Source organism: Sphingomonas sp. S1-29 (assembly GCF_026167545.1).
Taxonomy (GTDB): domain Bacteria; phylum Pseudomonadota; class Alphaproteobacteria; order Sphingomonadales; family Sphingomonadaceae; genus Sphingomonas.
Window position 1 is genome coordinate 863985 of sequence record NZ_CP110678.1, and the last position, 23525, is coordinate 887509.

20 protein-coding genes and 3 tRNA genes are annotated in these 23525 nt (G+C 64.9%); 6 read left to right on the forward strand and 17 right to left on the reverse strand.

Features of this window, described 5'->3' with window-relative positions:
- Positions 1–50 precede the first annotated feature (50 nt).
- The 3 genes from OKW76_RS04055 to OKW76_RS04065 form a co-directional block, all read right to left on the reverse strand.
- A complete protein-coding gene (locus OKW76_RS04055) occupies positions 51–1103 on the reverse strand; it encodes a Glu/Leu/Phe/Val family dehydrogenase (RefSeq protein WP_265551373.1) in 1053 nt (350 codons plus the stop codon).
- A 29-nt stretch (positions 1104–1132) separates the two neighbouring features.
- A tRNA-His gene (locus tag OKW76_RS04060) sits at positions 1133–1209 on the reverse strand.
- 76 nt (positions 1210–1285) lie between these two features.
- Positions 1286–2410: a GspE/PulE family protein gene (locus tag OKW76_RS04065; RefSeq protein WP_265551376.1), complete on the reverse strand. Its 1125-nt coding sequence runs from the start codon at positions 2408–2410 to the stop codon at positions 1286–1288.
- 244 nt (positions 2411–2654) lie between these two features.
- Here OKW76_RS04065 and OKW76_RS04070 point away from each other — a divergent pair, with 244 nt between their 5' ends.
- Positions 2655–3332, forward strand: coding sequence for a prolyl hydroxylase family protein (locus OKW76_RS04070; RefSeq protein WP_265551378.1), 678 nt, complete (start codon positions 2655–2657; stop codon positions 3330–3332).
- Between the two features lie 61 nt (positions 3333–3393).
- On the opposite strand, the gene OKW76_RS04075 is transcribed toward OKW76_RS04070, so the two are convergent.
- From OKW76_RS04075 to lon, 5 genes are all read right to left on the reverse strand, one after another.
- Complete coding sequence (locus OKW76_RS04075) at positions 3394–6147, reverse strand: TonB-dependent receptor domain-containing protein (RefSeq protein ID WP_322740110.1); 2754 nt, start codon at positions 6145–6147, stop codon at positions 3394–3396.
- A gap of 58 nt (positions 6148–6205) precedes the next feature.
- Positions 6206–7801 carry a hypothetical protein gene (locus OKW76_RS04080; protein WP_265551380.1) on the reverse strand — a complete coding sequence of 532 codons (1596 nt, stop codon included), beginning with the start codon at positions 7799–7801 and terminating at the stop codon, positions 6206–6208.
- A 259-nt stretch (positions 7802–8060) separates the two neighbouring features.
- A tRNA-Val gene (locus OKW76_RS04085) sits at positions 8061–8135 on the reverse strand.
- A gap of 95 nt (positions 8136–8230) precedes the next feature.
- Complete coding sequence (locus OKW76_RS04090; protein WP_256507059.1) at positions 8231–8503, reverse strand: HU family DNA-binding protein; 273 nt, start codon at positions 8501–8503, stop codon at positions 8231–8233.
- Between the two features lie 142 nt (positions 8504–8645).
- Complete coding sequence (lon, locus tag OKW76_RS04095) at positions 8646–11042, reverse strand: endopeptidase La (RefSeq protein WP_265551383.1); 2397 nt, start codon at positions 11040–11042, stop codon at positions 8646–8648.
- A 55-nt stretch (positions 11043–11097) separates the two neighbouring features.
- Here lon and OKW76_RS04100 point away from each other — a divergent pair, with 55 nt between their 5' ends.
- Positions 11098–12777, forward strand: coding sequence for a M1 family metallopeptidase (locus OKW76_RS04100; protein ID WP_265551384.1), 1680 nt, complete (start codon positions 11098–11100; stop codon positions 12775–12777).
- Between the two features lie 19 nt (positions 12778–12796).
- On the opposite strand, the gene OKW76_RS04105 is transcribed toward OKW76_RS04100, so the two are convergent.
- Complete coding sequence (locus OKW76_RS04105; RefSeq protein WP_265551386.1) at positions 12797–13912, reverse strand: calcium:proton antiporter; 1116 nt, start codon at positions 13910–13912, stop codon at positions 12797–12799.
- 107 nt (positions 13913–14019) lie between these two features.
- Here OKW76_RS04105 and OKW76_RS04110 point away from each other — a divergent pair, with 107 nt between their 5' ends.
- Positions 14020–14253, forward strand: a complete 234-nt coding sequence (locus OKW76_RS04110; RefSeq protein ID WP_265552758.1) for a hypothetical protein — start codon at positions 14020–14022, stop codon at positions 14251–14253.
- A 48-nt stretch (positions 14254–14301) separates the two neighbouring features.
- Positions 14302–14553, forward strand: coding sequence for a DUF1294 domain-containing protein (locus OKW76_RS04115; protein ID WP_416221842.1), 252 nt, complete (start codon positions 14302–14304; stop codon positions 14551–14553).
- A 51-nt stretch (positions 14554–14604) separates the two neighbouring features.
- Here the strand turns inward: OKW76_RS04115 and clpX are convergent, their stop codons facing one another.
- From clpX to OKW76_RS04140, 5 genes are all read right to left on the reverse strand, one after another.
- A complete protein-coding gene (clpX, locus tag OKW76_RS04120; RefSeq protein WP_033921312.1) occupies positions 14605–15873 on the reverse strand; it encodes an ATP-dependent Clp protease ATP-binding subunit ClpX in 1269 nt (422 codons plus the stop codon).
- 142 nt (positions 15874–16015) lie between these two features.
- Positions 16016–16657, reverse strand: a complete 642-nt coding sequence (locus OKW76_RS04125; protein ID WP_265551389.1) for an ATP-dependent Clp protease proteolytic subunit — start codon at positions 16655–16657, stop codon at positions 16016–16018.
- Positions 16658–16757: 100 nt separating this feature from the next.
- Positions 16758–17696: a glycosyltransferase family 2 protein gene (locus tag OKW76_RS04130; RefSeq protein WP_265551391.1), complete on the reverse strand. Its 939-nt coding sequence runs from the start codon at positions 17694–17696 to the stop codon at positions 16758–16760.
- A 152-nt stretch (positions 17697–17848) separates the two neighbouring features.
- Positions 17849–19459 (reverse strand): trigger factor, encoded by a 1611-nt coding sequence (gene tig, locus OKW76_RS04135; RefSeq protein WP_265551392.1) that lies wholly within the window; start codon positions 19457–19459, stop codon positions 17849–17851.
- Positions 19460–19527: 68 nt separating this feature from the next.
- Positions 19528–19612, reverse strand: a tRNA-Leu gene (locus OKW76_RS04140).
- 111 nt (positions 19613–19723) lie between these two features.
- Between OKW76_RS04140 and OKW76_RS04145 the strand changes: the two genes are divergently transcribed.
- Both OKW76_RS04145 and OKW76_RS04150 read left to right on the forward strand, forming a co-directional pair.
- Entirely contained in the window at positions 19724–19948 is a 225-nt protein-coding gene (locus OKW76_RS04145; protein ID WP_256507051.1) for a hypothetical protein, read from the forward strand.
- A 19-nt stretch (positions 19949–19967) separates the two neighbouring features.
- A complete protein-coding gene (locus OKW76_RS04150; RefSeq protein WP_265551394.1) occupies positions 19968–20183 on the forward strand; it encodes a hypothetical protein in 216 nt (71 codons plus the stop codon).
- 48 nt (positions 20184–20231) lie between these two features.
- On the opposite strand, the gene gatB is transcribed toward OKW76_RS04150, so the two are convergent.
- The 3 genes from gatB to gatC are packed head-to-tail and all read right to left on the reverse strand — an operon-like array spanning position 20232 to position 23480.
- Positions 20232–21710, reverse strand: coding sequence for an Asp-tRNA(Asn)/Glu-tRNA(Gln) amidotransferase subunit GatB (gene gatB / locus OKW76_RS04155; RefSeq protein ID WP_265551396.1), 1479 nt, complete (start codon positions 21708–21710; stop codon positions 20232–20234).
- Position 21711: 1 nt separating this feature from the next.
- Entirely contained in the window at positions 21712–23196 is a 1485-nt protein-coding gene (gatA, locus tag OKW76_RS04160) for an Asp-tRNA(Asn)/Glu-tRNA(Gln) amidotransferase subunit GatA (RefSeq protein ID WP_265551398.1), read from the reverse strand.
- The gene (gatC, locus tag OKW76_RS04165) at positions 23193–23480 is read right to left on the reverse strand and encodes an Asp-tRNA(Asn)/Glu-tRNA(Gln) amidotransferase subunit GatC (RefSeq protein ID WP_033921318.1); all 288 of its coding nucleotides are present in this window, start codon (positions 23478–23480) and stop codon (positions 23193–23195) included. The genes gatA and gatC overlap by 4 nt, the downstream gene beginning before the upstream one ends.
- Between the last annotated feature and the right edge of the window lie 45 nt (positions 23481–23525).

Genomic DNA, 23525 nt, shown 5'->3' on the forward strand with positions numbered 1-23525 from the left:
GCGATCGGCGCCGCAGCACCGTCAGCAGCCGCCGCTCGACCGCGGCAGGATCATCCGCGGCCGATGAGCCGGCGCGCCTGCGCATCGGCGACGTCCGACGCGGGCAGCCCGGTGCGCTCGCTTTCGTCCCACACATCGACCAACCGGCCCGGAATGAGCGTGATCCGCCGCTCGACCTCGGCGCGGTCGCCATGACCGAGATATTCGAGGCCGACGCTGATGATGCCGCCGGCGTTGATGACGTAATCGGGCGCGTACAGGATCCCGCGCGCATGCAGCGTCGCGCCGTCGTCGCGGTGGGCGAGCTGGTTGTTCGCGCCGCCCGCGACCGCCTTGCAGCGAAGCGCGGCGATCGATTCGGGGGTCAGCACCGCGCCAAGCGCATTGGGGCTGACGATATCGGCTTCGATGCCGAGCACCTGGTCAGGATCGGCAACCGCAGCGCCGAGCGCCTCGGCAAGTGCCTGCGCACGGTCACGATTGACGTCGGCCAGCGTCAGCCGCGCGCCGTCGGCGGCCAGCAGCCGGGCGAGCCCGCCACCGACGCTGCCGACGCCCTGGATCGCGACATGGACGCCGCGCATGTCATCGGTGCCCAGCGCGCGCTTCGCCGCCGCCTTGACGCCAAGATACACGCCGGTGCTGGTGAAGGGTCCCGGATCGCCCCCTGCCCCGCCGCTGGCGGTGGCCGGCAGGCCCGAGACGAACTTCGTCTCGCCCGACACGGTAACCATATCGGCTTCGGAAATGCCGACATCCTCGGCGGTGATGTAGCGCCCGCCGAGCGATTCGACCGCGCGACCGAAAGCCTTGAGCATTTCAGGGGTCTTGGTGCGATTGGCATCGGCGAGGATCACGCCCTTGCCGCCGCCCATCGGCAGCCCGGCCATCGCGTTCTTGAAGCTCATCCCGCGCGACAATCGCAGCGCATCGGTAATCGCATCGGCCGACTGGGCATAATGCCAGAAGCGGGTGCCGCCAGCGGCTGGCCCGAGCGCGGTCGAGTGCAAAGCGATCACCGCCTGCAGGCCGGTGGCGCGGTCGGTGAAGAGGTGCACGCCCTCATGATCGTCGAAATCGGGGAAGCCCCAGTCGGTGAGCACGAACGATGGTTCCGGTGTTGGGGAAGGAATGGGGCGACCGACGGGACTTGAACCCGCAACTTCCGGCATCACAAGCCGGTGCTCTAACCAATTGAACTACGACCGCCGCAGAGTGAGCGCACTTAACGAGGGGTTTCGCCAAACGCAAGATTGCTGCGCGGGTTTCTTCGCATTGGCTTGCGTCAGGCGGTGACCGCCGCGCCGCCCCGCGAGATTCGTAGCGCTTCCTCGGGCGTGGTCCGCCCCTCGCGCACCAGCGCGCGCGCGGCCGAGCCGAGATTGGGGGCGGCGACGAAGGCGTGACGCGAAAGGATCGCGGAATCGCCGCCATCGTTGAGCAGCCGGCTGATCGCCGAATCGCACGCGATCGCTTCGAACACCGCGACCTGCCCCGCAAAGCCGCTGCCCTTGCATACGTCGCAGCCGTCGCTAGTGTAGATCACCGAGCCCGGATCGAACCCCAGCAGCGCCGACGCCGCCGCCGATGCCTGGACCGGGCGCCGGCAATCGGCGCAGAGCTGGCGCACCAGGCGTTGGGCAACGACGACCCGCAGCGTCGACGCGAGCAGGAAGCGTTCGACGCGCAGCGCACGCAGCCGCGCGATCGCCCCCACTGCGTCGTCGGCCTCGACCCCCAACAGCAACAGCCGGCGCGTCCGCGCCGCCTCGAACGCCATCTGCGCGGTCTCGCGATCGGGCAAGTCGTCGAGCAGCACGATGTCGGGATCCTGCCGCAGCACCAGCCGCAGCGCAGCGGCGGTGCCGCGCGGATCGGCTGCATCAACGGTTACCCGCCCGACGCCGGCGTCTGCGGCCTCGGCGACGCGCTGGACCGCGAACGATCGCCGCGTACCGACATTCACCCGCGCCAGGATCGCCCGCAACGTCGCGGCGCAGCCCGAACCCGAGGGTCCCGCCACTACGACGACACCGCCCGCAGCATCGAGCAAGGCGCTGTCGATCGTGCGGACCAGCGCAGGCGACATGCCGATCGCGGCCAGCGGGTCTTCGGCGATCGGCGTCCCCATATGCTGCAGCACGACGCGCGCGCCATCGGCGGTGTCGAGCCGATGGGCGAGCCAGTCGCGGCCGGCGGCGGTCAACCGTCCCTCACCCTGCCCCGCGATCAGCCCAGCGCGGTCGAACAGGCAGGCGCGCAAGGCCGTGGCGTCGGAGCCACGCAGCGCCAGGACTTCGTGCAACGCACCGTGCACGCGGATCCGGATCGCCAGCGCCTCGCCGCTGAGATCGACATGCACCGTGCCGCCACGGCGCGCGATGCATTCGGCCAGCATGCGGTCGAGCATTGCGTCCGCCTCGCCGCTACCGGTGGGCGCGGGAATTACCGTCCCGCGGGGAACGACCGGGGACGATTGCCGTTGCCGTACGAGCAAGTGATCGGTCGCCATATGCCCCCCAAGCGCGACCGATCTGGCCGAGCGTTACGGTCCTGCGACCCTGATGTTACCGTTTCGTGTCAGCTACCAAGCGAAGTGGGTGCCGAACCTCCCAACGCTTTTCGCGGCTGCGGCTTTTTGGCAGGATGACGCCATGGCAACGCTCGCATCCGCCCCGTCGGTCAATCTCGGCTCGGGCTATCCGCCCGAACCAGTAATCGATCAAATCCTCGCGCAACCCGGTGTCCAGAAAGTCCCCAGCCCAAAGCTAACGCTGTTCCTCCGCAAGCGCTTTCTCACCCCCGAGGTCTGCGCCGCGTTGTGCGCGCAGATCGATGCGCAGCGCCGCCCCTCGACGGTGTCGGACTTCAACGGCGATTCGGCGTTCCGGACCAGCGAGACCTGTGATCTCGACACCAGCGATCCACTGGTCGCGCAGCTCGAGCGGGCGATCACCGCGTTTTGCGGTCTCGATCGCGCGCATGGCGAGCCGATCCAGGGCCAGCGCTATGCGGTGGGGCAGGAGTTCAAGGCGCACACCGATTATTTCGAACCACAGGGCGCCGACTTCCAGAAACTCTGCTCGGTCGCGGGCAACCGTACCTGGACGGTGATGCTCTACCTGAACGAACCCGAGGCAGGCGGCGCGACGCGGTTCAAGGCGATCGACAAGATGGTCCATCCCGAAACCGGCAAACTGCTCGCGTGGAACAACCTGCGTCCTGACGGCACGCCCAATCCGGCGACGCTGCATCATGGGATGAAGGTGCGCGCGGGGACCAAGTACGTAATCACCAAATGGTATCGCGAGCGCCCCTGGGGCTGGGCGTAAAACGAAATGGGCCGCCGGAGGATATGCCCCGGCGGCCCGCATCGGCGCGATAGCTCGACGGTTACAGCGTGGCGCTGATCCCGACGGTGAAGATGCGGCCGAGATCATAGGTGTTGGTGTCAACGCGGACGTTCTCAGGGAAAATCTGATATTCCTGGTACCGCGTCTTGGTCAGGTTGCGGCCTTCGAACTTCAGATCGATCGATTGCTTGTCGCCGATCGCGATCCCTTGCCGGAACACCACGTCCAGCCGCAGCCCGGGCTCTTCGACGATATCGGGCAAGCGCTGGCCGTCGAAAACCGGGCCACGGTTTGTGACTCGTTCGCTGGCATAGTTGAACAGCACGGTGAACTGGGTGCGGTTCTCCTCGTCCTCGATACCGATTTGCGCATTCACCAGATGGTCCGACTGGCCAACCAGCGGTGCGCCGTCCCGAAACAACAGATTTGCCGCTACCGGTGGCTGGTTGAGGATCGGGTTGGGCACCAGCGCCTCCGAGGCGTTGATGCTCGACTGGGTATATGTGTAGTTCGCGAGCAACAATAGGCGCGCAGTGGCGAAGCTGCTGCCCAGGCTGTCGAGCGGCAGATATTTCTGGAACTCGATCTCGCCGCCATAGAGGTTGGCGGAGGGCGCATTCGAGAAGCCGGTCTGCAGCGCACCGCCACCGGCCGCAATCGATGCAACCGCCTCGATCGGATTGTCGATCCGCTTGTAGAAGCCCGCCGCCGTCAGGCGCTGATCGCGCCCGAAGAACCACTCATACCGAGCTTCGAGATTGTACAGCTCCGAGTCGACCAGCAACGGGTTGCCGATGAACTGCCGGTTCGATTCGAAATCCTGATAGATTTGCGGCGCCAATTCACGGAACTGCGGTCGAGCGATGGTCTTTGACGCATGGACGCGAAGCTGCATGTCTTCAGCGAAGTTCCAGGTGATCGTCGATGCCGGCAGCCAATAGCTGTTCGACAGGTTCGTACCCGTTACGCCGCCGGTCGGCACGACCGATTGGCTGGCGTCTTCATACCGAACGCCGACGGTGGCACGAATGCCGTCGAGCACCTCTGCGTCGACCTGTACATAGCCTGCATTCGTCTCGAGCGACGCATCATATGCTGCGGCCCCCTGCGACGTCGAATTGTTCTGCAGGGTGATGCCGTACAAGTTGATCGTGGCGTCCGACAGGAGATAGTCGGGACGCAATTGCGCAACCTCGATCGGCAGCGATGCGTTGTTCGGCCCGAGATAGCGGAACTCATAGCGGCTCGCAGTACGCTGCGAGTCGGTATACGCATAGCCAGTCGATATACTGAGCGGGCGATCGAGGTTGAGGTCGTAGGTCAGGTCGATCGAACCCGAATAGAGATCCTCGTTCAGGTCGCTGAACGCTACCCTGCCAAAACGGTTCGGTGATCCGCCGAGATCGTTGATATAGTCGTTGATCCCCAGCGCGTCGGTATATTGATACCGGAACGCCCGCTCATAGGGAGATTTACGCTTAGTATTAGCATACGAACCGCGAACCTCGACCTTGAGCGGATCAAAATCGAACTCCCCATTGAACTGGGTGGTGAACAGCTGGCGCTCGAACCAGTTGGTATATTGCTCGATCAGGCCGGGTACGCCGAACGGACTAGGAATGCCCGACGCTTCGTTGTCGCCAGCGCTCAGGATGCCCTGCTTCAGCGTGTCGTGCACATATACGTTGGTCAGGCGAAGGCGGTGTTCGCCGATTTCGGCACCCAGCCCGAACAAGCCGTTCACCAGAATGCGGTTGTCGGTGGTGACCGTGTCGAAGTCGCTCGACAGCCCGCCGTCTGCGCTGTTGGCAACCTGCTGTGTAGCGGCGCGCGTGCGGAAGCTGTTGCTGATGCCGCCACTTGCGATCAACCCGATCCGGGTCGAACCGCTTACGTCCACGAATGTCCCGAAGCTAGCTTCGCCCGACCAGTTCGCGGGGAGCTGTGCCTGCTCCTGCAGCAACGTGGTAGGAGCGTTCGAAAGCGACGACGCCTCGGCGGAAGTGAGGCTGCGCGAATTCAGTCCCGCCTCGCGGATGAACGCAGGAACGTCGCGCTCCCCATCATCATATCCGAAAACATCGGCAGAGCCGCCATCATAAACATAGCCGAGTTCGCTCGACGAAACGGTGTCGAAACCCACCGAACCGCCAACCTGAAGGAATGTCTCGTCGGGCACGGCGCGCGTTGTCAGATTGATCGCGCCGCCGCCGAATTCGCCGGGATAGTTTGCAGAATAGCTTTTCTGCACCAAGGCCGACGCGACGATATTCGTTGGGAAAATGTCGAGAGGCACCACGCGGCGCAGCGGCTCGGGGCTTGGCAAGGGCGAACCGTTGAGCAGCGACGAAGAGTAGCGATCGCCGAGGCCACGAACGAACACGAAACCGTTACCAACTACGCTCAGCCCGGTTACGCGGGTCAATGCGCCCGCAATGTCGCCTTCGCCGGTGCGGGCGATGTCGGCGGTGCTTAGGACCGAAACGACCTGCGGGGTCGCGCGGACGATGTTGGGAATGTTGCGGCCGATCACAACAATGTCTTCCTGAACATCGCCTGCGCCGGGCGCCGAAATTTCGATATCTTCAGTCGGCGCGTCCTGCGGCCCCAAGCTCTCAGGCGGTGTGCCCTGCTGCGTTGCGTCGGGCGTCACGACCGATCCGGTTGGCGGGCTCGTCGATTGAGCCAGCGCTGCAGGAGCGACAAGCTGCGAAGTGGCCAGAAGCAGGCTTCCGAATGCTAGTTGCTTTTTCATTTTCAATATCCGGATCAGGTAAACGACGAGCCGCCGCAAGGAGGCGGGAGTGACGGCCCCTTGCCATCACCCCCGCCCGGTTGGCATCGACAGCCTGTTAGATGCCGGGCACCGTCGTGCACGAGCCGCTGGTCGTACCGAAGTTCGCGCGGTTCGAATTGCAGGTCCAACCCTGATACCAAGTGTCGGTCGAGCCGTTGACCGCACCGATATACGAGGTCTGGACGAAGAACGACGAACCCGATGGGTTCAGCGTCGCAGCGTTGAAGGCCGTAACCCCGGCGGCACCCGTGCCCGGCAGCAGACCGTTCAGCGCCGCTGCGGCGGTTCCGTTGGTAACGTTGTTGGTGCCTGCGGCTACGATAGCTGCCTGCTCGTCGTTGGTGACAGTGACGTTGCTCTGCGTGGTCGTTGCCGACAGTGCCGAGCATGCGAAGTAGACCGAGTTGAAGCGCGGCGGGCCTTCTTCATCCAGGGCTGCATTGGCCGCGCGAATGGTGGACTTGCCGCCATTTGCCTCGGTCCCCGCAACGATGTTCAAGCAGGGCTGGTTGCTGGTGACAATGCCGTTGACGAAGGTGAAGTCGGCACCGCCGCGCAGACGGATCGCTGCGTTCACGCCGGTCGAGCGATGGATGAAGGTGAAGTTGGCGATCCGGCCATTTTGGCGCGGAAGCGCGTCTTCGTTGCCGTTCGAGTCGATCTCCATCATGTAGCTATCGCTCTGGATGTTGTTCGGGCGCTGCGCGGCGATCACGAACTGGATGAAGCCCTTCCAGCCGACATCGGTATCCACGCTGTCATCATCCGAGCCGGTGATAACCAGGTAGCGGGCGTTGTGCCGGCCGCCGAAAATCTCGATGCCATCGTCCGAGCTGTTATGGATCTGGACATATTCGATCCGCGTGCCCGAACCGACGCCGCCGGTGGTGAGGCCCTGCAGTTCATTATCGGGGCTGATCGTCGTGCCCGAATAGCGGATTTGGACGTAGCGCATAACGCCCGAGCTGTCGGTCGGCGTCGATCCACCGTAAATAACGTTGCCGGTGCCTTCGACGTCATCCTCGCAATTCACTGCACCACCCGTGACACCGCCTAGGTTGCAGTTCGATATCGGTGCGCGCCCTGCAAGGACGATACCGCCCCAAAGCTGCTGCGACTCGTCGGTGACATTGCCGGTTAAGTTCGCTTGCGCGGTGAAGATGATTGGGCTGGTTTCGGTGCCTTCGGCGTTGATCGTCGAGCCGCGATTGACCGCAAGATAGTCGGCGTCACCGTTGGTGGTATTGGCATAGATGATCACGCCAGGAGCGATTGTCAGGTTACCAGCCTGGCCGATCGTGCCCGAGCCGCCGCGGTCCACGCCGACATCGACGCGGCCGTTCATCTCATACGCAACGCCAGCAACGCGCGGCAGCGACAAGTTGGTAATCAGCGTCGGCAGACGACAGCTGCGGAAGTTACCGATCACACCGACGCTCTCCGTGCCGGTGGGGCAGCTTGCTGCAGGGCCGGTACCAGACGTCGGGGTTGGCGTCGGTGTCGGCGTGGGCGACGGGGCGGGCGTCGGGGCAGGCACAACGATCACGCCTTCGCCGGGCGATGCGACGCTGGTCGCGCCGTCGCAGGCGGCGAGCGAGGCTGCGGCGCAGCTGGTGAGCAATACGAGGCTGAGGCGTTTGAAATCGGCCATGAAGAATCTCCGTTCCGGTGCTTCCGGTTTGCGAGGGCTGGGCATGGGCGCCCACGATCGACTCGGAAATCCCCCTGTCGACCTCGCGCCCTCGCTAAGGCCCAAGCATGACTACGGGATGGGATTTTGAAGAAAGTTCGGTGGCAGTTTTATTGCTGAACCGTGACGGTTGTTACGCCGCGGTTACAGCGAGCCGCCGATCGACAGGCCAAACACGAAAAACCCCGCGAGGCTCGCGCCCGGCGGGGTTTCGAAAATCTGGTGGGCGCGGCAAGGATTGAACTTGCGACCCCACCCGTGTGAAGGGTGTGCTCTACCACTGAGCTACGCGCCCGCTGCCGAAACGGCGAACCGAACGGCGGGAGCGCGCTCTTAAGCGAGGCGCGCGCCCTTTGTCCAGCCCGTCGATCGACGGCGTATGTCAGTCGATCAGTTGACCGAATCCTTCAGGCCCTTGCCGGCCTTGAACTTGGGCTGGGTCGAGGCCTTAATCGTCATCGGCTCGCCGGTGCGCGGGTTGCGACCGGTCGATGCCTTGCGCTTGCTGACCGAAAAGGTGCCGAAACCGACCAGGCGAACTTCGTCGCCCTTCTTGAGCGCACCCGAGATCGAATCGAACACCGCTTCGACCGCCTTGATCGCGTCGCCCTTGGTAAGCCCCGAATGGTCGGCAACCTGGCCGATCAGTTCCTGTTTGTTCATCCCAAAACCCCTGCTCTAAAAACCGAAACTTGCTCGCTCGCGGATCGAATGTCCGCAATCGGTGCGGCAGTAAGGCCGCTCCAACGCCCTGTGTCAAAGGGATTTGGGCGTTTTTGCGGCCAAACGTCCGAAAAACGGCGGGTTAGTGGTGCACCGACCCCGCCACCGGCGGCACCCCGGGCGGGGGCAAGGCGGCCAGCTCGTCGGCCTCGGTCCAGTCGATCGCGGTGAGCGGTTCGACCAGCGCCAGGCGAAGCACCTCGTCGACATGGCTGACCGGGATGATCTTGAGCCCGTCGCGGATCACCGCGGGGATCTCGACCAGGTCCTTCTCGTTTTCCGCCGGGATCAGCACCGTCGTGATCCCGCCGCGCATCGCCGCAAGCAGCTTTTCCTTCAAGCCGCCAATCGGCAGCACCCGGCCGCGCAGCGTCACCTCGCCGGTCATCGCGATCTCGCGGCGCACCGCAACGCCGGTGAGCGTCGAGACAATCGCGGTGACGATTCCGATACCCGCCGACGGACCGTCCTTGGGCACCGCACCTTCGGGCAGATGGATGTGGATGTCCTTGCGCGCGAACAGGCTGGGCTTGATGCCATAAGACGGCGCGCGTGCCTTGACGAAGCTGAACGCGGTTTCGATCGATTCCTTCATCACATCGCCGAGCTTGCCGGTGATCTTGGCCGCGCCCTTGCCGGGCACCGTCACGCTTTCGATCGTCAGCAATTCGCCGCCGACTTCGGTCCAGGCAAGCCCGGTGACCGCGCCGATCTGATGCTCCTCCTCGCCGATGCCGAAGCGATGCTTGCGCACCCCGGCATATTCGCCGAGATTCTCTGGCGTGATCGTGATGCTGGTCGCCTTGCCCTCGAGGATCTGGCGCAGCGCCTTGCGCGCCAGCCGCGCGATCTCGCGCTCGAGCGTGCGGACGCCCGCCTCACGGGTATAATAGCGGATCAAATCGCGCAGCGCGGCCTGTTCGAGCGTGAACTCGCCCTCCTTCAGGCCATGCGCGTCGATCTGCTTGGCGATCAGATGCCCCTCGGCGATCTCGACCTTTTCATCCTCGGTATAGCCCTCCAGCCGGATGATCTCCATCCGGTCGAGCAGCGCCTGTGGCAGGTTCAGCGAGTTCGCGGTCGTGACGAACATGATGTCCGACAGGTCGACGTCGATTTCGAGATAATGGTCCTGGAACTTGCCGTTCTGTTCAGGGTCGAGCACTTCGAGCAGAGCCGATGCCGGGTCGCCGCGGAAATCCTGGCCGAGCTTGTCGATTTCGTCGAGCAGGAACAGCGGGTTCGACGTGCCGGCCTTGCGCAGGTTGGTCACGATCTTGCCCGGCAGCGAACCGATATAGGTGCGGCGATGGCCGCGGATCTCGGCCTCGTCGCGCACACCGCCCAGCGACTGGCGGATGAACTCGCGCCCGGTCGCCTTGGCGATGCTCTTGCCAAGCGAGGTCTTGCCCACGCCCGGCGGCCCGACGAGGCACAAGATCGGCCCCTTCAGCTTGTTGGTGCGCGCCTGGACCGCGAGATACTCAAGGATGCGGTCCTTGACCTTCTCCAGGCCATAATGATCGGCGTCGAGCACCGCTTCGGCCTCGACCAGGTCCTTCTTGACCTTCGACTTCTTGCCCCAGGGCAGCCCCAACAGCACGTCGAGATAGTTGCGGACCACCGTCGATTCAGCCGACATCGGAGCCATCGTCTTGAGCTTCTTCAGCTCGGCGGTGGCCTTGGTCCGCGCTTCCTTCGACAGCTTGAGCGTCGCGATCTTCTGCGTCAGCTCGGCGATTTCGTCGCCATCGCCTTCCTCGCCTTCATTGCCCAGCTCGCGCTGAATCGCCTTCAACTGTTCGTTGAGATAATATTCGCGCTGGGTCTTCTCCATCTGGCGCTTCACGCGGCTGCGGATCTTCTTTTCGACCTGCAACACGCCAAGCTCACCCTCCATGAAGGCGAACACCATCTCGAGCCGCTTGCGCGGGTCGATCTCGACCAGCAGCGACTGCTTGTCGGCGACCTTGACCGCAATATTCCCCGCGATCGCATCGGCGAGGCGCGAGGCATCGTCGAGCTCGCCCAGCTGCACCGCGGTTTCGGCGGGCAGCTTGCGGTTGAGCTTGGCGTAATTCTCGAACTGGTCGACCACCGATCGCATCAGCGCCTGCACCTCGGTACCCTCGACCGCCGCTTCCTCGACCGGCGAGACCGTCGCGGTGAGATAGCCGTCCTTGGCCTCGAGCTGGTCGAGATTGGCGCGCGCCTTGCCCGACACCAGTACGCGGACGGTGCCGTCGGGCAGCTTGAGCAATTGCAGCACTTCGGCGGAGACGCCGGTGTCGTAGAGATCGTCGCGACCAGGATCGTCCTGCGCGGGGTCGAGCTGGGCGACCAGGAAAATCTCCTTGTCGTCGGCCATCGCGGCCTCGAGCGCGGCGACCGACTTGTCGCGACCGACGAACAGGGGCACGATCATGTGCGGGAACACGACGATGTCGCGTAGCGGCAATACGGGATAGCTGGACTTCATGAACACTCCGATGGCGTCCGACAAACGACGCCTTTGCAACCTATATGGGGGCGCAATGCAAGGCATCAATCGTGCGGCGCTGCTTGGCGCCGCCGCGCTGCTCGCCTCCGCCGCCGCCGATCCGGGCAAGCCGCCGCTCACCGCGCAAACCGCGACGACGGGTGGGCCGCTCGACCCCGACCAACAAAAGCTGATCTTCGACACCGCCGACCTGGCGTTCGAAATCTTTCCCGAGCGTGAAGCGATCGCGGGGGTGGCGACGCTTGGCTTCACCGCCAAGGCGCCGGTCCGCCGGTTGGTGATCGATCTCGACCGTAATCTGCCGGTGAGCGCGGTGGCGATCGACGGGGTCGCGCTGCCGCGCAGCGCGTGGCGCAACCCGCAAGGCCGCATGACGATCGACCTGCCGCGCCAGGTTGCGGCGGGCGGCAAGGTCAGCGCGCGGATCAGCTATGCCGGCACCCCGCATGTCGCGGTGCGCGCGCCGTGGGATGGCGGCTTCGTCTGGGCCAAGACGCCGTCGGGCAAGCCCTGGGTCGCCACGGCGATCCAGGGCGAGGGCTGCGACCTGTTCTGGCCGTGCATCGATTACCCGACCTACGAGCCCAAGCGCGTCGACCTGCACATCACCGTTCCCGCAGGGCTCGGCGCGCCGTCGAACGGGGTGTTGACCGGCATCGATACGCTGGCCGACGGACGGCGCCGGTGGAACTGGCGGGTCGCCAATCCGACGATCCACTCGGTCGCGCTCAATGTCGGGCCGTATCGCGAACTCAAGGCGGTCCATACCAGCCGTTTCGGCAACCAGATCCCGATGCATTTCTGGTATCTCGAAGGCAATGAGGCCAAGGCGCGCGGGCTGTTCGCCGAATTCGCGCCGACGCTCGATTTCTATGAGGCGATGGTCGGCCCCTACCCCTTCGCCGCCGAGAAGATGGGGGTGGTCGAGACCCCGCACCTCGGCATGGAGCACCAGACGATCAACGCCTATGGCAACGCCTATAAGCAGGCGCCCGAGGGCTTCGACTGGCTGTTGCACCACGAGTTCGGCCATGAATGGTTCGCCAACCAGATGACGGTGGCGAACTGGGACGATTTCTGGCTGCACGAGGCCTATACCCAATATATGCAGCCGCTCTATGGCCGTGCCCGCGAGGGCGAAGGGCGCTATCTGGCGATGATGCGCGCCGGGCGGGCGCGGTTCGAGAATCTTCATCCGATCGTTTCGGGCACGCCTCGCGCGGCGAACCTCGTGAGCGACGAAGCGACCGGGCCTGGCAGCGACATTTATTTCAAGGGCGCGTGGATGCTCCACACGCTGCGCGGGCTGATCGGCGATGCGAAGTTCGGCGAAATCATGCGCCGCGTCGTCTATGGCCGCTCCGATCCAGCGCCGGGCAACTTCACCTCACGCTTCGCGACGACCGCCGAATATCGCGCGATCGTGAACGATGTGGCCGGGCGCGACCTCGGCTGGTTCTTTGACGTGTATCTGGGGCAGGCAGCGCTTCCCGAACTGGCCGAAACGCGGACGCCGGGGCGGCTGGCGCTGGCGTGGAAAGTGCCGGGGGGTGGCGACTTTCCCTTGCCGGTCGAGGTGTGGGTCGCAGGACGGGTGCAGACGCTGGCGATGGCGAACGGGCGCGGTTCGGTTGCCGTACCGGCGGGGGCGCTGGTTATCGTCGATCCGCAGTCGCGCGTGTTGCGCAAGCTACCGGGCGACGGCGGCAGCTGACGCCACCGCCCGGCTCGGATTACGGCACCACCGTCGTGAACAAATAGGTCGCGAAGATCAGCAGGTGGACCACCCCCTGCAACACCGTCGTCCGCCCGTTGCCGAGCGACAGTACCGCGACCAGCAGCGACAGCCCGAGCAGCACGATCGCCTTCGAATCAATGCCGAGCGCGATGTCGAGCCCGAGCACCAGCGACACGATCGCCACGGTCGGGATCGTCAGCCCGATCGTCGCCAGCGCCGAGCCGAGCGCGAGGTTGAGGCTGGTCTGCAGCCGGTTACGCCGCGCCGCTTTCACCGCGGCGAGGCTCTCGGGCGCAAGCACCAGCGCGGCGATCGCCACGCCGACCGTTGCCAGCGGCAGTCCTGCGCCGAGCACGCCGCGCTCGAGCGTCGGCGCCAGATCCTTCGCCAGCAGCACCACCGATACCAATGCCACCAGCAGGACCCCGAAGGCGGTCCAGGCCTGTCGGGTGGTGGGTGGCGCTGCATGCGCCTCGTCGCCCAGATCGCCGTCGGCCGCGGGCAGGAAATAATCGCGGTGGCGAACGGTCTGCACCAGCACGAACGTCGCGTAGAGGATCAGCGAGATCGTCGCGGTGAACATCAATTGCGCGGGGCTGAAATAGGGCCCGGCGCGCGCGAGCGTGTAGTTGGGCAACACCAGGCTGAGCACCGCCATCGCCGCCAGCACGCAGAGCGACGCACTGACGCCCTTCAGCACGAAGACCTGTTCATGATGCCGCACCGCGCCCACCAGCAGGCAGATGCCGACGATTCCGTTGAGGATGATCATGATCGCCGCGAACACCGTGTCGCGCGCCAAGGTCGGGGCATCGTCGCCGCCGGTGAGCATTAGCGAGACGATCAGCGACACCTCGATCACCGTCACCGATACCGCCAGCACCAAGGTCCCGAACGGTTCGCCGACCTTGTGCGCGACCACTTCGGCCTGATGCACCGCCGCGAGCACGCATCCGATCAGGATCGCTACCGCCATCGCGATTCCCGCACCTCCGATCTTGGCAAGCGACAGGCCAATCGCGATCAGCCCCAACGCCGGCAGCGCCAGCGACCATAAGGGCAGCATCGGATGATCGGGCAGGTCTGGGGCAGCAATCGGGGCAGCGGGCATGCGGTCTCCTGTCAATTCGGTCGCTCGACGAATGAGCGGGCGCAGCCGGGGTTCCGAGGATCATAGCCAGGCATCGGTGCGTTACGCGCCGATAGGAGATATTGCAGATGACGATCTGGACCAACCGTGCCGCCGAAATGGCGGCCACCTTCATGATCGGCGACGGGCTGTTGGGGCTCGTGCAGCCCGAACGGCACGTCGGTTTGTGGGAGCGTGAGGCGCTGGGTGCCGAGAAGCTGGTCGCCCCCTTCCGCGGGCGCCCGGGCCGACGGCAGGCCTATGCGGTGGTACAGATCGCCGCCGGGCTGGTCCTGGCAAGCCGCCAGCGCGGACGGGGTTAAGATTAGCGAAACTTGCCCCGCTTATCATCTATCCCCATGATATATTGGTTGATTACCGCCGCCATCGTGCTGAACGGCTGGACGATGATGCGGTTCTGGCAGGACAAGCAGCGCGCGATCGAGGGCCTCCGGCGCATCCCCGAAAACGACCTGCTCGGCCTAGCGCTGATCGGCGGGTCACCGGGCGCGCTGCTGGCGCGGCAGCTGTTCCGGCACAAGACGCGCAAACAGCCTTTCTCGACCTATTTGCTGCTGATCGTGATGATCCAGGTCGGGATCGGCCTGTTGCTACCGCAATAAAAAGGGGCCCCGGTTTCCCGAGGCCCCTTCGCTAGCAGCATCGCCGATCGATCAGGCGGCGCCGCTGCCCGCTTTTTCCTTCTTGGCGTACACGCGCACCGGTTCCTTGCGGCCCTCGATCACGTCCTTGTCGACCACGACCTCGTCGACCCCGTCCATGCTCGGCAAGTCGAACATCGTGTCGAGCAGAATGCCCTCGAGGATCGAGCGCAGCCCGCGCGCACCCGTCTTGCGTTCGATCGCCTTCTTCGAGATCGAGACCAAAGCCTCGTCGTTGAAGCCGAGCTTCACGCCCTCCATGTCGAACAGCTTCTGATATTGCTTCACCAGCGCGTTCTTCGGCTCGGTGAGGATCTTCATCAGTGCCGACACGTCGAGATCCTCGAGCGTCGCGATCACCGGCAGACGACCGACGAATTCGGGGATCAGGCCGAACTTCAGCAGATCCTCGGGCTCGACCTGCTTCAGAGTCTCGCCGGTGCGGCGTTCCTCGGGTGCGGCGACATAGGCACCGAAGCCGATCGACTTGCCCTGCAGGCGGTCGCCGATGATCTTTTCGAGGCCGCTGAACGCGCCGCCGCAGATGAACAGGATGTTGGTCGTATCCACCTGCAGGAATTCCTGCTGCGGATGCTTGCGCCCGCCCTGCGGCGGTACCGAGGCGGTCGTTCCCTCCATCAGCTTGAGCAACGCCTGCTGCACGCCTTCGCCGCTCACGTCGCGCGTGATCGAAGGATTCTCGGCCTTGCGGCTGATCTTGTCGATCTCGTCGATATAGACGATCCCGCGCTGCGCGCGCTCGACGTTATAGTCGGAAGCCTGAAGCAGCTTGAGGATGATGTTCTCGACATCCTCGCCGACATAGCCCGCTTCGGTCAGCGTAGTCGCATCGGCCATCGTGAAGGGCACGTCGAGGATTCGCGCCAGCGTCTGCGCGAGCAGAGTCTTGCCGCAGCCGGTCGGGCCGACGAGCAGGATGTTGGACTTGCTCAGCTCGACATCGGCACCCTTGGCGCCGTGGTTGAGCCGCTTGTAATGATTGTGCACCGCCACCGACAGCACGCGCTTGGCGCGCTTCTGGCCGATGACGTAATCGTCGAGCACGTCGCAGATTTCCTGCGGCGCGGGGACGCCGCCGTCTTTCTTGCTCACCAGCGCGGATTTGGTTTCCTCGCGGATGATGTCGTTACACAGTTCGACGCATTCATCGCAGATGAACACCGTCGGCCCGGCGATGAGCTTGCGCACCTCGTGCTGCGACTTGCCGCAGAAGGAGCAATAGAGGGTGCTCTTCGAGTCGCCACCGCTCAGCTTCGTCATTCGATTTCATCCTTGGCGCCGCTCGGGCGCTTTAATCCACCCGCCATCCTACACGGCAGGGTATCAGGGGCAACGCACAAATTGGGGGCTGCCCCCGCCCCCTGCAATGCAGGCCCGCCGAAACGGACCTGCATCCTAGGCCTTACATCGTCGGCGTGGTGCCCGTCGACGGATCCTCGGGCACGCCCGGACGCTTGTCGTACACTTCATCGACCAGGCCGAAGGTCTTGGCTTCGTCGGCCTCGAGGAAGGTGTCGCGGTCCATCGCCTTTTCGATCTCCTCGATCGGCTTGCCGGTATATTTGGCGTACAGCTCGTTCATCCGGCGACGGATACGAAGGATTTCGCGCGCCTGGATCTCGATGTCGCTCGCCATGCCCTGCGCGCCGCCCGAAGGCTGATGCACCATGATCCGCGCGTTGGTAAGCGCGACGCGCATCCCCGGCTCACCCGATGCCAGCAGGAAGCTGCCCATCGACGCCGCCTGCCCCATACAGACGGTGCCGACGCGCGGGCGGATATACTGCATCGTGTCGTGAATCGCCATGCCGGCGGTCACGACGCCGCCGGGCGAGTTGATGTACATCCAGATGTCCTTCTTCGGGTTCTCGGACTCGAGGAAGAGCAGCTGCGCGGTGATGAGCGAGGCCATGCCGTCCTCGACCCCACCAGTGACGAAAACGATGCGCTCGCGCAGAAGCCGCGAGAAAATGTCGAAGCTGCGCTCGCCACGGCTCGACTGTTCGATGACGATAGGAACGAGTGCGCTCATAGGGTCGTGCATGGAAATCCCGCTCAGAAGTTGAAACGCCAACATCGGCGCTAGTGAAGTGCCGCGCAAGGGGGCGCGGCGGGGTTCGGCGAACGTTGCCGCAGCGCTGGGGCTAGCGGTCGCCGCCGCGCGATGGTGCCGGATGCGCCAGATAGGCCAGCCGCCGCACCTCGCGCCGCCCGCGCACCACGGTATCGAGGATCAATCCTGCGAAAAGGTTGAGGAAGGCGAGGATCATCAGCCCGGTCGCGAGAATCGCGGTGGGAAAACGCGGCACCAACCCAGTGTCGATATAGGTCGCGACCAGCGGGATCGACAGGATCAGCGCGAGCAGCGAGATGGCAGCGGCGATCAGCCCGAAGAACAGCATCGGCCGTTCGATCCGGTACAAGGTCGCGATGGTCGTCGCGATTCGAAAGCCGTCGCCATAGGTGTTGAGCTTCGATTCGGAGCCTTCGGGCCGCGCGAAATACGGCGTCTCAACCTCAGCGACGGGCATTTTCAGCTCGAGCGCGTGGACGCTGATCTCGGTCTCGATCTCGAACCCCGCCGACAGCGCAGGGAAGCTCTTGACGAAGCGGCGCGAAAACACGCGATAGCCCGACAATATGTCGCTGAAGCTACGGCCGAACAGCCGCGCGAGCATGCCGGTCAGCGCCTTGTTGCCGAACTGATGGCCGCGGCGATACGCCTCGGTCGCCTCGTGCACCCGGCTGCCGACAACCATGTCGAGCTGTTCGTCGAGCAGCCGCGCGACCATCGCCGGCGCCGAGGCGGCGTCATAGGTCGCGTCGCCATCGGCCATCACATAGATATCGGCGTCGACATCGGCGAACATCCGCCGGACCACCGCGCCCTTGCCCTGCACGCGTTCGGTGCGGACGATCGCGCCGGCAAAGGCGGCGACCTCGGCGGTGCGGTCGCGGCTGTTGTTGTCGTACACATAGACGCGCGCGCCGGGCAGCGCGGCGCGGAACGCCACCACCGTCTGCGCGATCGCGGCTTCCTCGTTATAGCAAGGCAGGATCACCGCGATGCGTGGTTCGGTCACATTGCCCCCAAAGCTTCCCCCGACGGCGGGAGAAGGATAGCGTCGCTAGGTCGCGGGCGACCCCAGCCACCCCATCCAGCTACGCCTGGGGCCGCGTGAAGACCGCGGACCCAGGCTACGCAACCCTCTCCCACCCGCGGGAGAGGGACAGATTACTCGGCGTCGGTCTTCTTCTTGCGCGCAGGAGCCTTCTTCTTGGGAGCCTCGGCAGCCTCGTCCGACACTTCGGCGGCGGCTTCGACCGGCTCTGCCGCCTTCTTGGTCGCTGCCTTCTTCTTGGGAGCAGCGGCTTCGGCAGGCGCGTCGGCTTCCGCAGGCGCTACGTCCTTGTCGGTCGCCGGCTTGGCAGCCGCCTTCTTGGCCTTCGCCTTTGGCTTGGCCGGCGCCTCGTCATGGTCGTGGCCGCAATCGGGGCCATGGACATGCGGCACCACGCCATCTTCGCTCTCGATCGCGGCTTCGAGTTCCTCGCGCGACACTTCGCGCTCGGTCACTTCGGCCTTGTCGAACAGGAAGTCGACGACCTTGTCCTCGTACAGCGGCGCGCGCAGCTGGGCAGCCGCCATCGGCTCCTGCTGGATATATTGCATGAAGCGCTCGCGGTCTTCCTGGCGATATTGCTGCGCGGCCTGTGCGACCAGCCGGTTCATTTCGGCCTGCGTCACTTCGATGCCATTGGCCTGGCCGATCTCCGACAGAAGCAGCCCCAGCCGCACGCGGCGCTCGGCGATCTTGCGGTAATCGTCGCGCTCGCTCTCGAGCTCGGCCATCGCCGCCGCGGGATCTTCCTCATGGCCGGCTTCATGCTCGAGCTGCTGCCAGATCTGGTTGAACTCGGCCTCGACCATCGACGGCGGCACCGGGAAATCATGACCCTCGGCGAGCTGGTCGAGCAGCTTGCGCTTCATGTGGGTGCGCGTGAGCTGGCCGGTCTCGTTCTCGAGCTGGCCCTTCATCAGCCCCTGCAGCTGCTCGAGGCTCTCGAGCCCGAGCGACTTGGCGAAATCGTCGTCGATCGCCATTTCACCCGAAACCTGAACCTTCTTGACCGTCAGGTCAAAGGTCGCGAGCTTGCCCGCCAGCGTGTCGACGCCGTAATCCTCGGGGAAGGTCACCTCGATCTGCTTTTCGTCGCCGACCTTCACGCCGACGAGTTGATCCTCGAACCCTGGGATCAAGCGGCCGGTGCCGATCTCGACCGACATGTCCTCGCCAGTGCCGCCGTCAAAGGCGACGCCGTCGACCTTGCCCAGGAAATCCATCACGACCAGGTCGCCGGTGGCGGCTGCATGCCCCTCGGGCGCGTCGTCGAACTTCTTCTGCTGCGATGCCAGCTGGTTGATCTGCTCGGCAACCCGCTCCTCGGGCACCGGCACGATCAGCCGCTCGAGCTTGAGCCCCTCGATCGACGGCGCGGGCACGTCAGGGAGCACTTCCAGCTCGACCTTGACCGCTGCGTCCTTGCCCGGCGCATAATCGTCGAGCGACACTGCAGGCGCCATTGCCGGACGCAGCTTTTGCTCGGCGATGAGCTGCTGGATGCCTTCCTGGATCGAGTTGTTCAGCGCGTCCTGCGCGATCGACTCGCCGTGCATCTTGCGCACCAGATTGGCGGGCACCTTGCCGGGGCGGAAGCCGGGCATGCGGACCTGCGGCGCGACACGCTTCACCTCGGCATCGACCTTGGAATCGATATCCTTGGCGGTGATGGTGAGCGTGTAGGCGCGCTTGAGGCCCTCGTTCAACGTCTCGACAGTCTGCATGTGCGGGGTCGCGCTTTCGTTTCTCGTGAATCCATATGTGGCTGCATCGCCCCTGCATGGGGCGAGACTGGTGCGGGCGAAGGGACTCGAACCCCCACATCTTGCGATACTTGGACCTAAACCAAGCGCGTCTACCAGTTCCGCCACGCCCGCCTGAGAGGACACCGCCGATCAGCCGGCGTCTATAGCAGCCGTGCGAGACAGGGCAAGACACAAGGCAACCGCTATCGATGCAGTTCGTTATGCCCCTGAAGGAGAGTGTCGATGCCCGTAGAACCCCCGATGCCCGAACAACCGATGCCCGGCGAACCCGGCCAGCCCACCGCACCGCCGCCCGAAGCACCGCCGCACCCCGGCGAACAGCCGAGCCAGCCCGGCATCCCCGCCAGCCCGCCACCCGAATTCAACCCGCCCGGCCCCGATATCGACGTCCCCTCACCGCAGCCCGGCGGCGATCCAGGCGTTGCCCCCGGCCAGCCGGTAATGTGATTCCACAAGGAGAAGCCCGATGAGCGATCGCGACCCGCATCCAGACAGCATGCCGCAAGACAATACCGACCGCCGTTCGGATATCGAACGCGCGGTTTCGGGACGCAACGACGATGTCGAGAATGTAGAGGGCGGCACCGGCGGCGGCACGTCGCCGACCGTACCGACGGTCTCGCCCGACAGCGCGGGCGGTTCGGGCGGCGTCGTCCGCAACCAGGACGCCGACGCGCAGTAAGCGCGCAAGCGGGGCGCACCGATCTGCGGTGCGCCCCGTTCGCCGGCCTTAGCCGAGCACCTTCTTGAGCAGTTCGTTGACCACGCCAGGGTTGGCCTTGCCCGCCATCGCCTTCATCGTCTGGCCGACGAAGAAGCCGAACAGCTTGTCCTTGCCGCCGCGATAATCGGCGACCTTGTCGGGGTTGGCGGCGATGACCTTCGCTATCTCGGCTTCGATCGCGCCGGTATCGCTCGTCTGCTTGAGCCCGCGTTCCTCGACAATCGCGCCCGCGCCCTGCCCGGTTTCGAGCATGATCTCGAACACCTGCTTACCCAGCGTATTCGAGATCGTGCCGTCGGCGATCAGCGCCAGCAATTCAGCGCCCTGGGCAGGGCTGACCGGGCTGTCGGCAATGTCGCGGCCCAGCCGGTTGAGCGCGCCGAACAGGTCTGAAATCAACCAGTTCGCCGCCGCCTTTGCCGTCACCTGCGAAGCGCATTCGGCAAGCAGCGCCTCGAACCAGCGCGTAGTCTCGACCTCGGCGGTGAGCACCGCGGCGTTGTACGCCGACAGCCCCAGCTCGGTTTCGTAGCGTCGGCGCTTGGGATCGGGCAGCTCGGGCAGGCTTGCGCGACATTCGGCGAGGAAGGCGTCGTCGAGCACCAGCGGCAGCAGATCGGGATCGGGGAAGTAACGATAATCATGCGCGTCTTCCTTCGACCGCATCGACCGCGTCTCGCCGCGATCGGGATCGTAGAGCCGCGTTTCCTGCACGATCTTGCCGCCGGCTTCGAGCACGTCGACCTGGCGGCGCGCCTCATGCTCGATCACCGCCATCACGAATCGCACCGAATTGACGTTCTTGGTCTCGGTCCGCGTGCCGAATTCCTCGCCGGGCTTGCGCACGCTGACATTGACGTCGGCGCGCATCGAGCCTTCCTCCATATTGCCGTCGCACGACCCGACATAGCGCAGGATCGATCGCAGCTTGCGGACATAGGCCCCCGCTTCGGCGGGCGAGCGCATGTCGGGTTTCGACACGATCTCCATCAGCGCGACGCCCGATCGGTTGAGATCGACATAGCTTCGCGTGGGATGCTGATCGTGCATCAGCTTGCCCGCGTCCTGCTCGACATGGATCCGCTCGACGCCAATCGCCTTGACCGGCGATTCGGGGTCCTTCTCGTCTAGCTGGACGGTGATGGTCCCCTCACCCACCAGCGGGTGGTAGAGCTGGCTGATCTGATAGCCCTGCGGCAGATCGGCGTAGAAATAATTCTTGCGATCGAAGCGCGACCATTTGTTGATCGCCGCATCGATCGCCATGCCGGTGCGCACCGCCTGGCGGATGCATTCGCGGTTCGGCGTCGGCAGCATGCCGGGCATCGCCGCATCGACCAGGCTGACCTGGGTGTTGGGCTCGGACCCAAACGCGGTCGACGCGCCCGAGAACAGCTTGGCGTGCGAGGTGACCTGCGCATGGACTTCGAGGCCGATGACGACCTCCCAGTCGCCGGTGGCGCCCTGGATACGATAGCTGCTCATCTTACCACCATGCCTCGGCGCGGGCGGTGAAGCCGGCGCGTTCTTCCAATGCCAGGCCGGCATTCAGCACGCTCTGTTCGTCGAGCGGGCGGCCGATCACCTGCAACCCAAGCGGAAGACCGCCGGCGTCGAGCCCACCGGGCACCGACATTGCGGGCAGGCCCGCCAGCGACGACGGCACCGTGAACACGTCGTTCAAGTACATCGCCAGCGGATCGGCCATCTTCTCACCCAGCGCGAACGCCGCCGACGGCGCGGTCGGGGTCAGCAGCAGGTCGCAATGGTCCCAGGCCTCGGCGAAATCGCGCGCGATCAGCGTGCGGACCTTCTGCGCCTGGGTGTAATAGGCGTCGTAATAGCCCGCCGACAGCACATAGGTGCCGATCATGATCCGGCGCTTCACCTCGGGACCGAAGCCCGCCGATCGAGTCGCGGCGTACATGTCCTGCAGGTTCGCACCCTCGGGCAGCTCGCGCTGGCCGTACCGAACGCCATCATAGCGCGCGAGGTTCGACGACGCTTCGGCCGGGGCGATAATGTAATAGGCCGGTAGTGCGTAGCGGGTGTGCGGCAGCGAGACCTCGACGATCTCGGCCCCGGCGTCGCGGAGCCAATCGATCCCCTGCTGCCACAATGCCTCGATCTCGGCGGGCATGCCCTCGACCCGATATTCCTTGGGAATACCGACGCGCTTGCCCTTGAGGTCGCTCGACAAACCAGCTTCCCACTGCGGTACCGCCAGATCGAGCGAGGTCGAATCCTTGGGGTCGAACCCGCTCATCGCCTCGAGCATGATCGCGCAGTCACGCACGTCGCGCGCCATCGGCCCCGCCTGGTCGAGCGATGAGGCGAAGGCGACCACGCCCCAGCGCGAGCAGCGGCCATACGTCGGCTTGATGCCCGAGATACCGACGAACGCCGCGGGCTGGCGGATTGAGCCGCCGGTGTCGGTGCCGGTCGCCGCGGGGCACAGCCGCGCCGCGATTGCCGAGGCGCTGCCGCCCGACGATCCGCCGGGGGCCATTGCGGCGTTGCCGCCGTCGCTCCGCCGCCACGGGCTGATGACATTGCCGAAATAGCTCGTCTCGTTCGACGACCCCATCGCGAACTGGTCGAGGTTGAGCTTGCCGAGCATCCCTGCCCCGGCTTCCCACAATTTCCCCGACACCGTCGATTCATAGGGCGGCACGAAGCCTTCGAGGATGTGGCTCGCTGCGGTGGTCTGCACGCCCTTGGTGCAGAACAGATCCTTCATGCCGATCGGCACGCCCGCCAGCGGCTTGGCCGCGTCGCCTGCCGCGCGCGCGGCATCGGCGGCGTCGGCGGCGGCCAGCGCATGATCGGGGGTGTCGACGATGAAGGCGTTGAGCGCCTTCGCGCCGGCAACCGCCGCGTTGAATCCTTCGGCCACTTCGCGCGCCGAGAAATCGCCTGCGCGAAAGCCGTCGCGGATACCGGCGACGGTGAGGTCGGTAAGCTTGGTCATTCGATCACCTTGGGCACCGCGAAAAAGCCATGTTCGGCCTGCGGCGCGTTGGCCAGCACCAGGTCGCGCTGGTCGGGCTCGGTCACCACGTCTTCGCGCAAACGAAGCGTGTTGGGGATGACCGCGGTCATCGGCTCGATGCCGGTGCAGTCGACCTCGCCCAATTGCTCGATCCAGCCAAGGATGTTGTTGAGTTCGGGCGCCATTGCCTGCGCCTCGTCATCGGTGATCGCGATCCTGGCGAGGCTCGCGATGCGTTTCACGGTTGCGGTGTCTACGGACATTCGTCGCGGCTAGCATCGTGCCTTGCCCGCTTCAAGCGTTCACCC

What these genes read in the sequence shown, in the direction of transcription:
- OKW76_RS04065 (WP_265551376.1), bottom strand. Translation starts at nt 2,410, where the DNA reads ATGCTCGACCGCATGCTGGCCGAATGCATCGCGCGCCGTGGCGGCACG.
- OKW76_RS04070 (WP_265551378.1), top strand. Translation starts at nt 2,655, where the DNA reads ATGGCAACGCTCGCATCCGCCCCGTCGGTCAATCTCGGCTCGGGCTAT.
- OKW76_RS04080 (WP_265551380.1), bottom strand. Translation starts at nt 7,801, where the DNA reads ATGGCCGATTTCAAACGCCTCAGCCTCGTATTGCTCACCAGCTGCGCC.
- OKW76_RS04090 (WP_256507059.1), bottom strand. Translation starts at nt 8,503, where the DNA reads ATGAACAAACAGGAACTGATCGGCCAGGTTGCCGACCATTCGGGGCTT.
- lon (WP_265551383.1), bottom strand. Translation starts at nt 11,042, where the DNA reads ATGAAGTCCAGCTATCCCGTATTGCCGCTACGCGACATCGTCGTGTTC.
- OKW76_RS04100 (WP_265551384.1), top strand. Translation starts at nt 11,098, where the DNA reads ATGCAAGGCATCAATCGTGCGGCGCTGCTTGGCGCCGCCGCGCTGCTC.
- OKW76_RS04105 (WP_265551386.1), bottom strand. Translation starts at nt 13,912, where the DNA reads ATGCCCGCTGCCCCGATTGCTGCCCCAGACCTGCCCGATCATCCGATG.
- OKW76_RS04110 (WP_265552758.1), top strand. Translation starts at nt 14,020, where the DNA reads ATGACGATCTGGACCAACCGTGCCGCCGAAATGGCGGCCACCTTCATG.
- clpX (WP_033921312.1), bottom strand. Translation starts at nt 15,873, where the DNA reads ATGACGAAGCTGAGCGGTGGCGACTCGAAGAGCACCCTCTATTGCTCC.
- OKW76_RS04125 (WP_265551389.1), bottom strand. Translation starts at nt 16,657, where the DNA reads ATGCACGACCCTATGAGCGCACTCGTTCCTATCGTCATCGAACAGTCG.
- tig (WP_265551392.1), bottom strand. Translation starts at nt 19,459, where the DNA reads ATGCAGACTGTCGAGACGTTGAACGAGGGCCTCAAGCGCGCCTACACG.
- OKW76_RS04145 (WP_256507051.1), top strand. Translation starts at nt 19,724, where the DNA reads ATGCCCGTAGAACCCCCGATGCCCGAACAACCGATGCCCGGCGAACCC.
- OKW76_RS04150 (WP_265551394.1), top strand. Translation starts at nt 19,968, where the DNA reads ATGAGCGATCGCGACCCGCATCCAGACAGCATGCCGCAAGACAATACC.
- gatB (WP_265551396.1), bottom strand. Translation starts at nt 21,710, where the DNA reads ATGAGCAGCTATCGTATCCAGGGCGCCACCGGCGACTGGGAGGTCGTC.
- gatA (WP_265551398.1), bottom strand. Translation starts at nt 23,196, where the DNA reads ATGACCAAGCTTACCGACCTCACCGTCGCCGGTATCCGCGACGGCTTT.
- gatC (WP_033921318.1), bottom strand. Translation starts at nt 23,480, where the DNA reads ATGTCCGTAGACACCGCAACCGTGAAACGCATCGCGAGCCTCGCCAGG.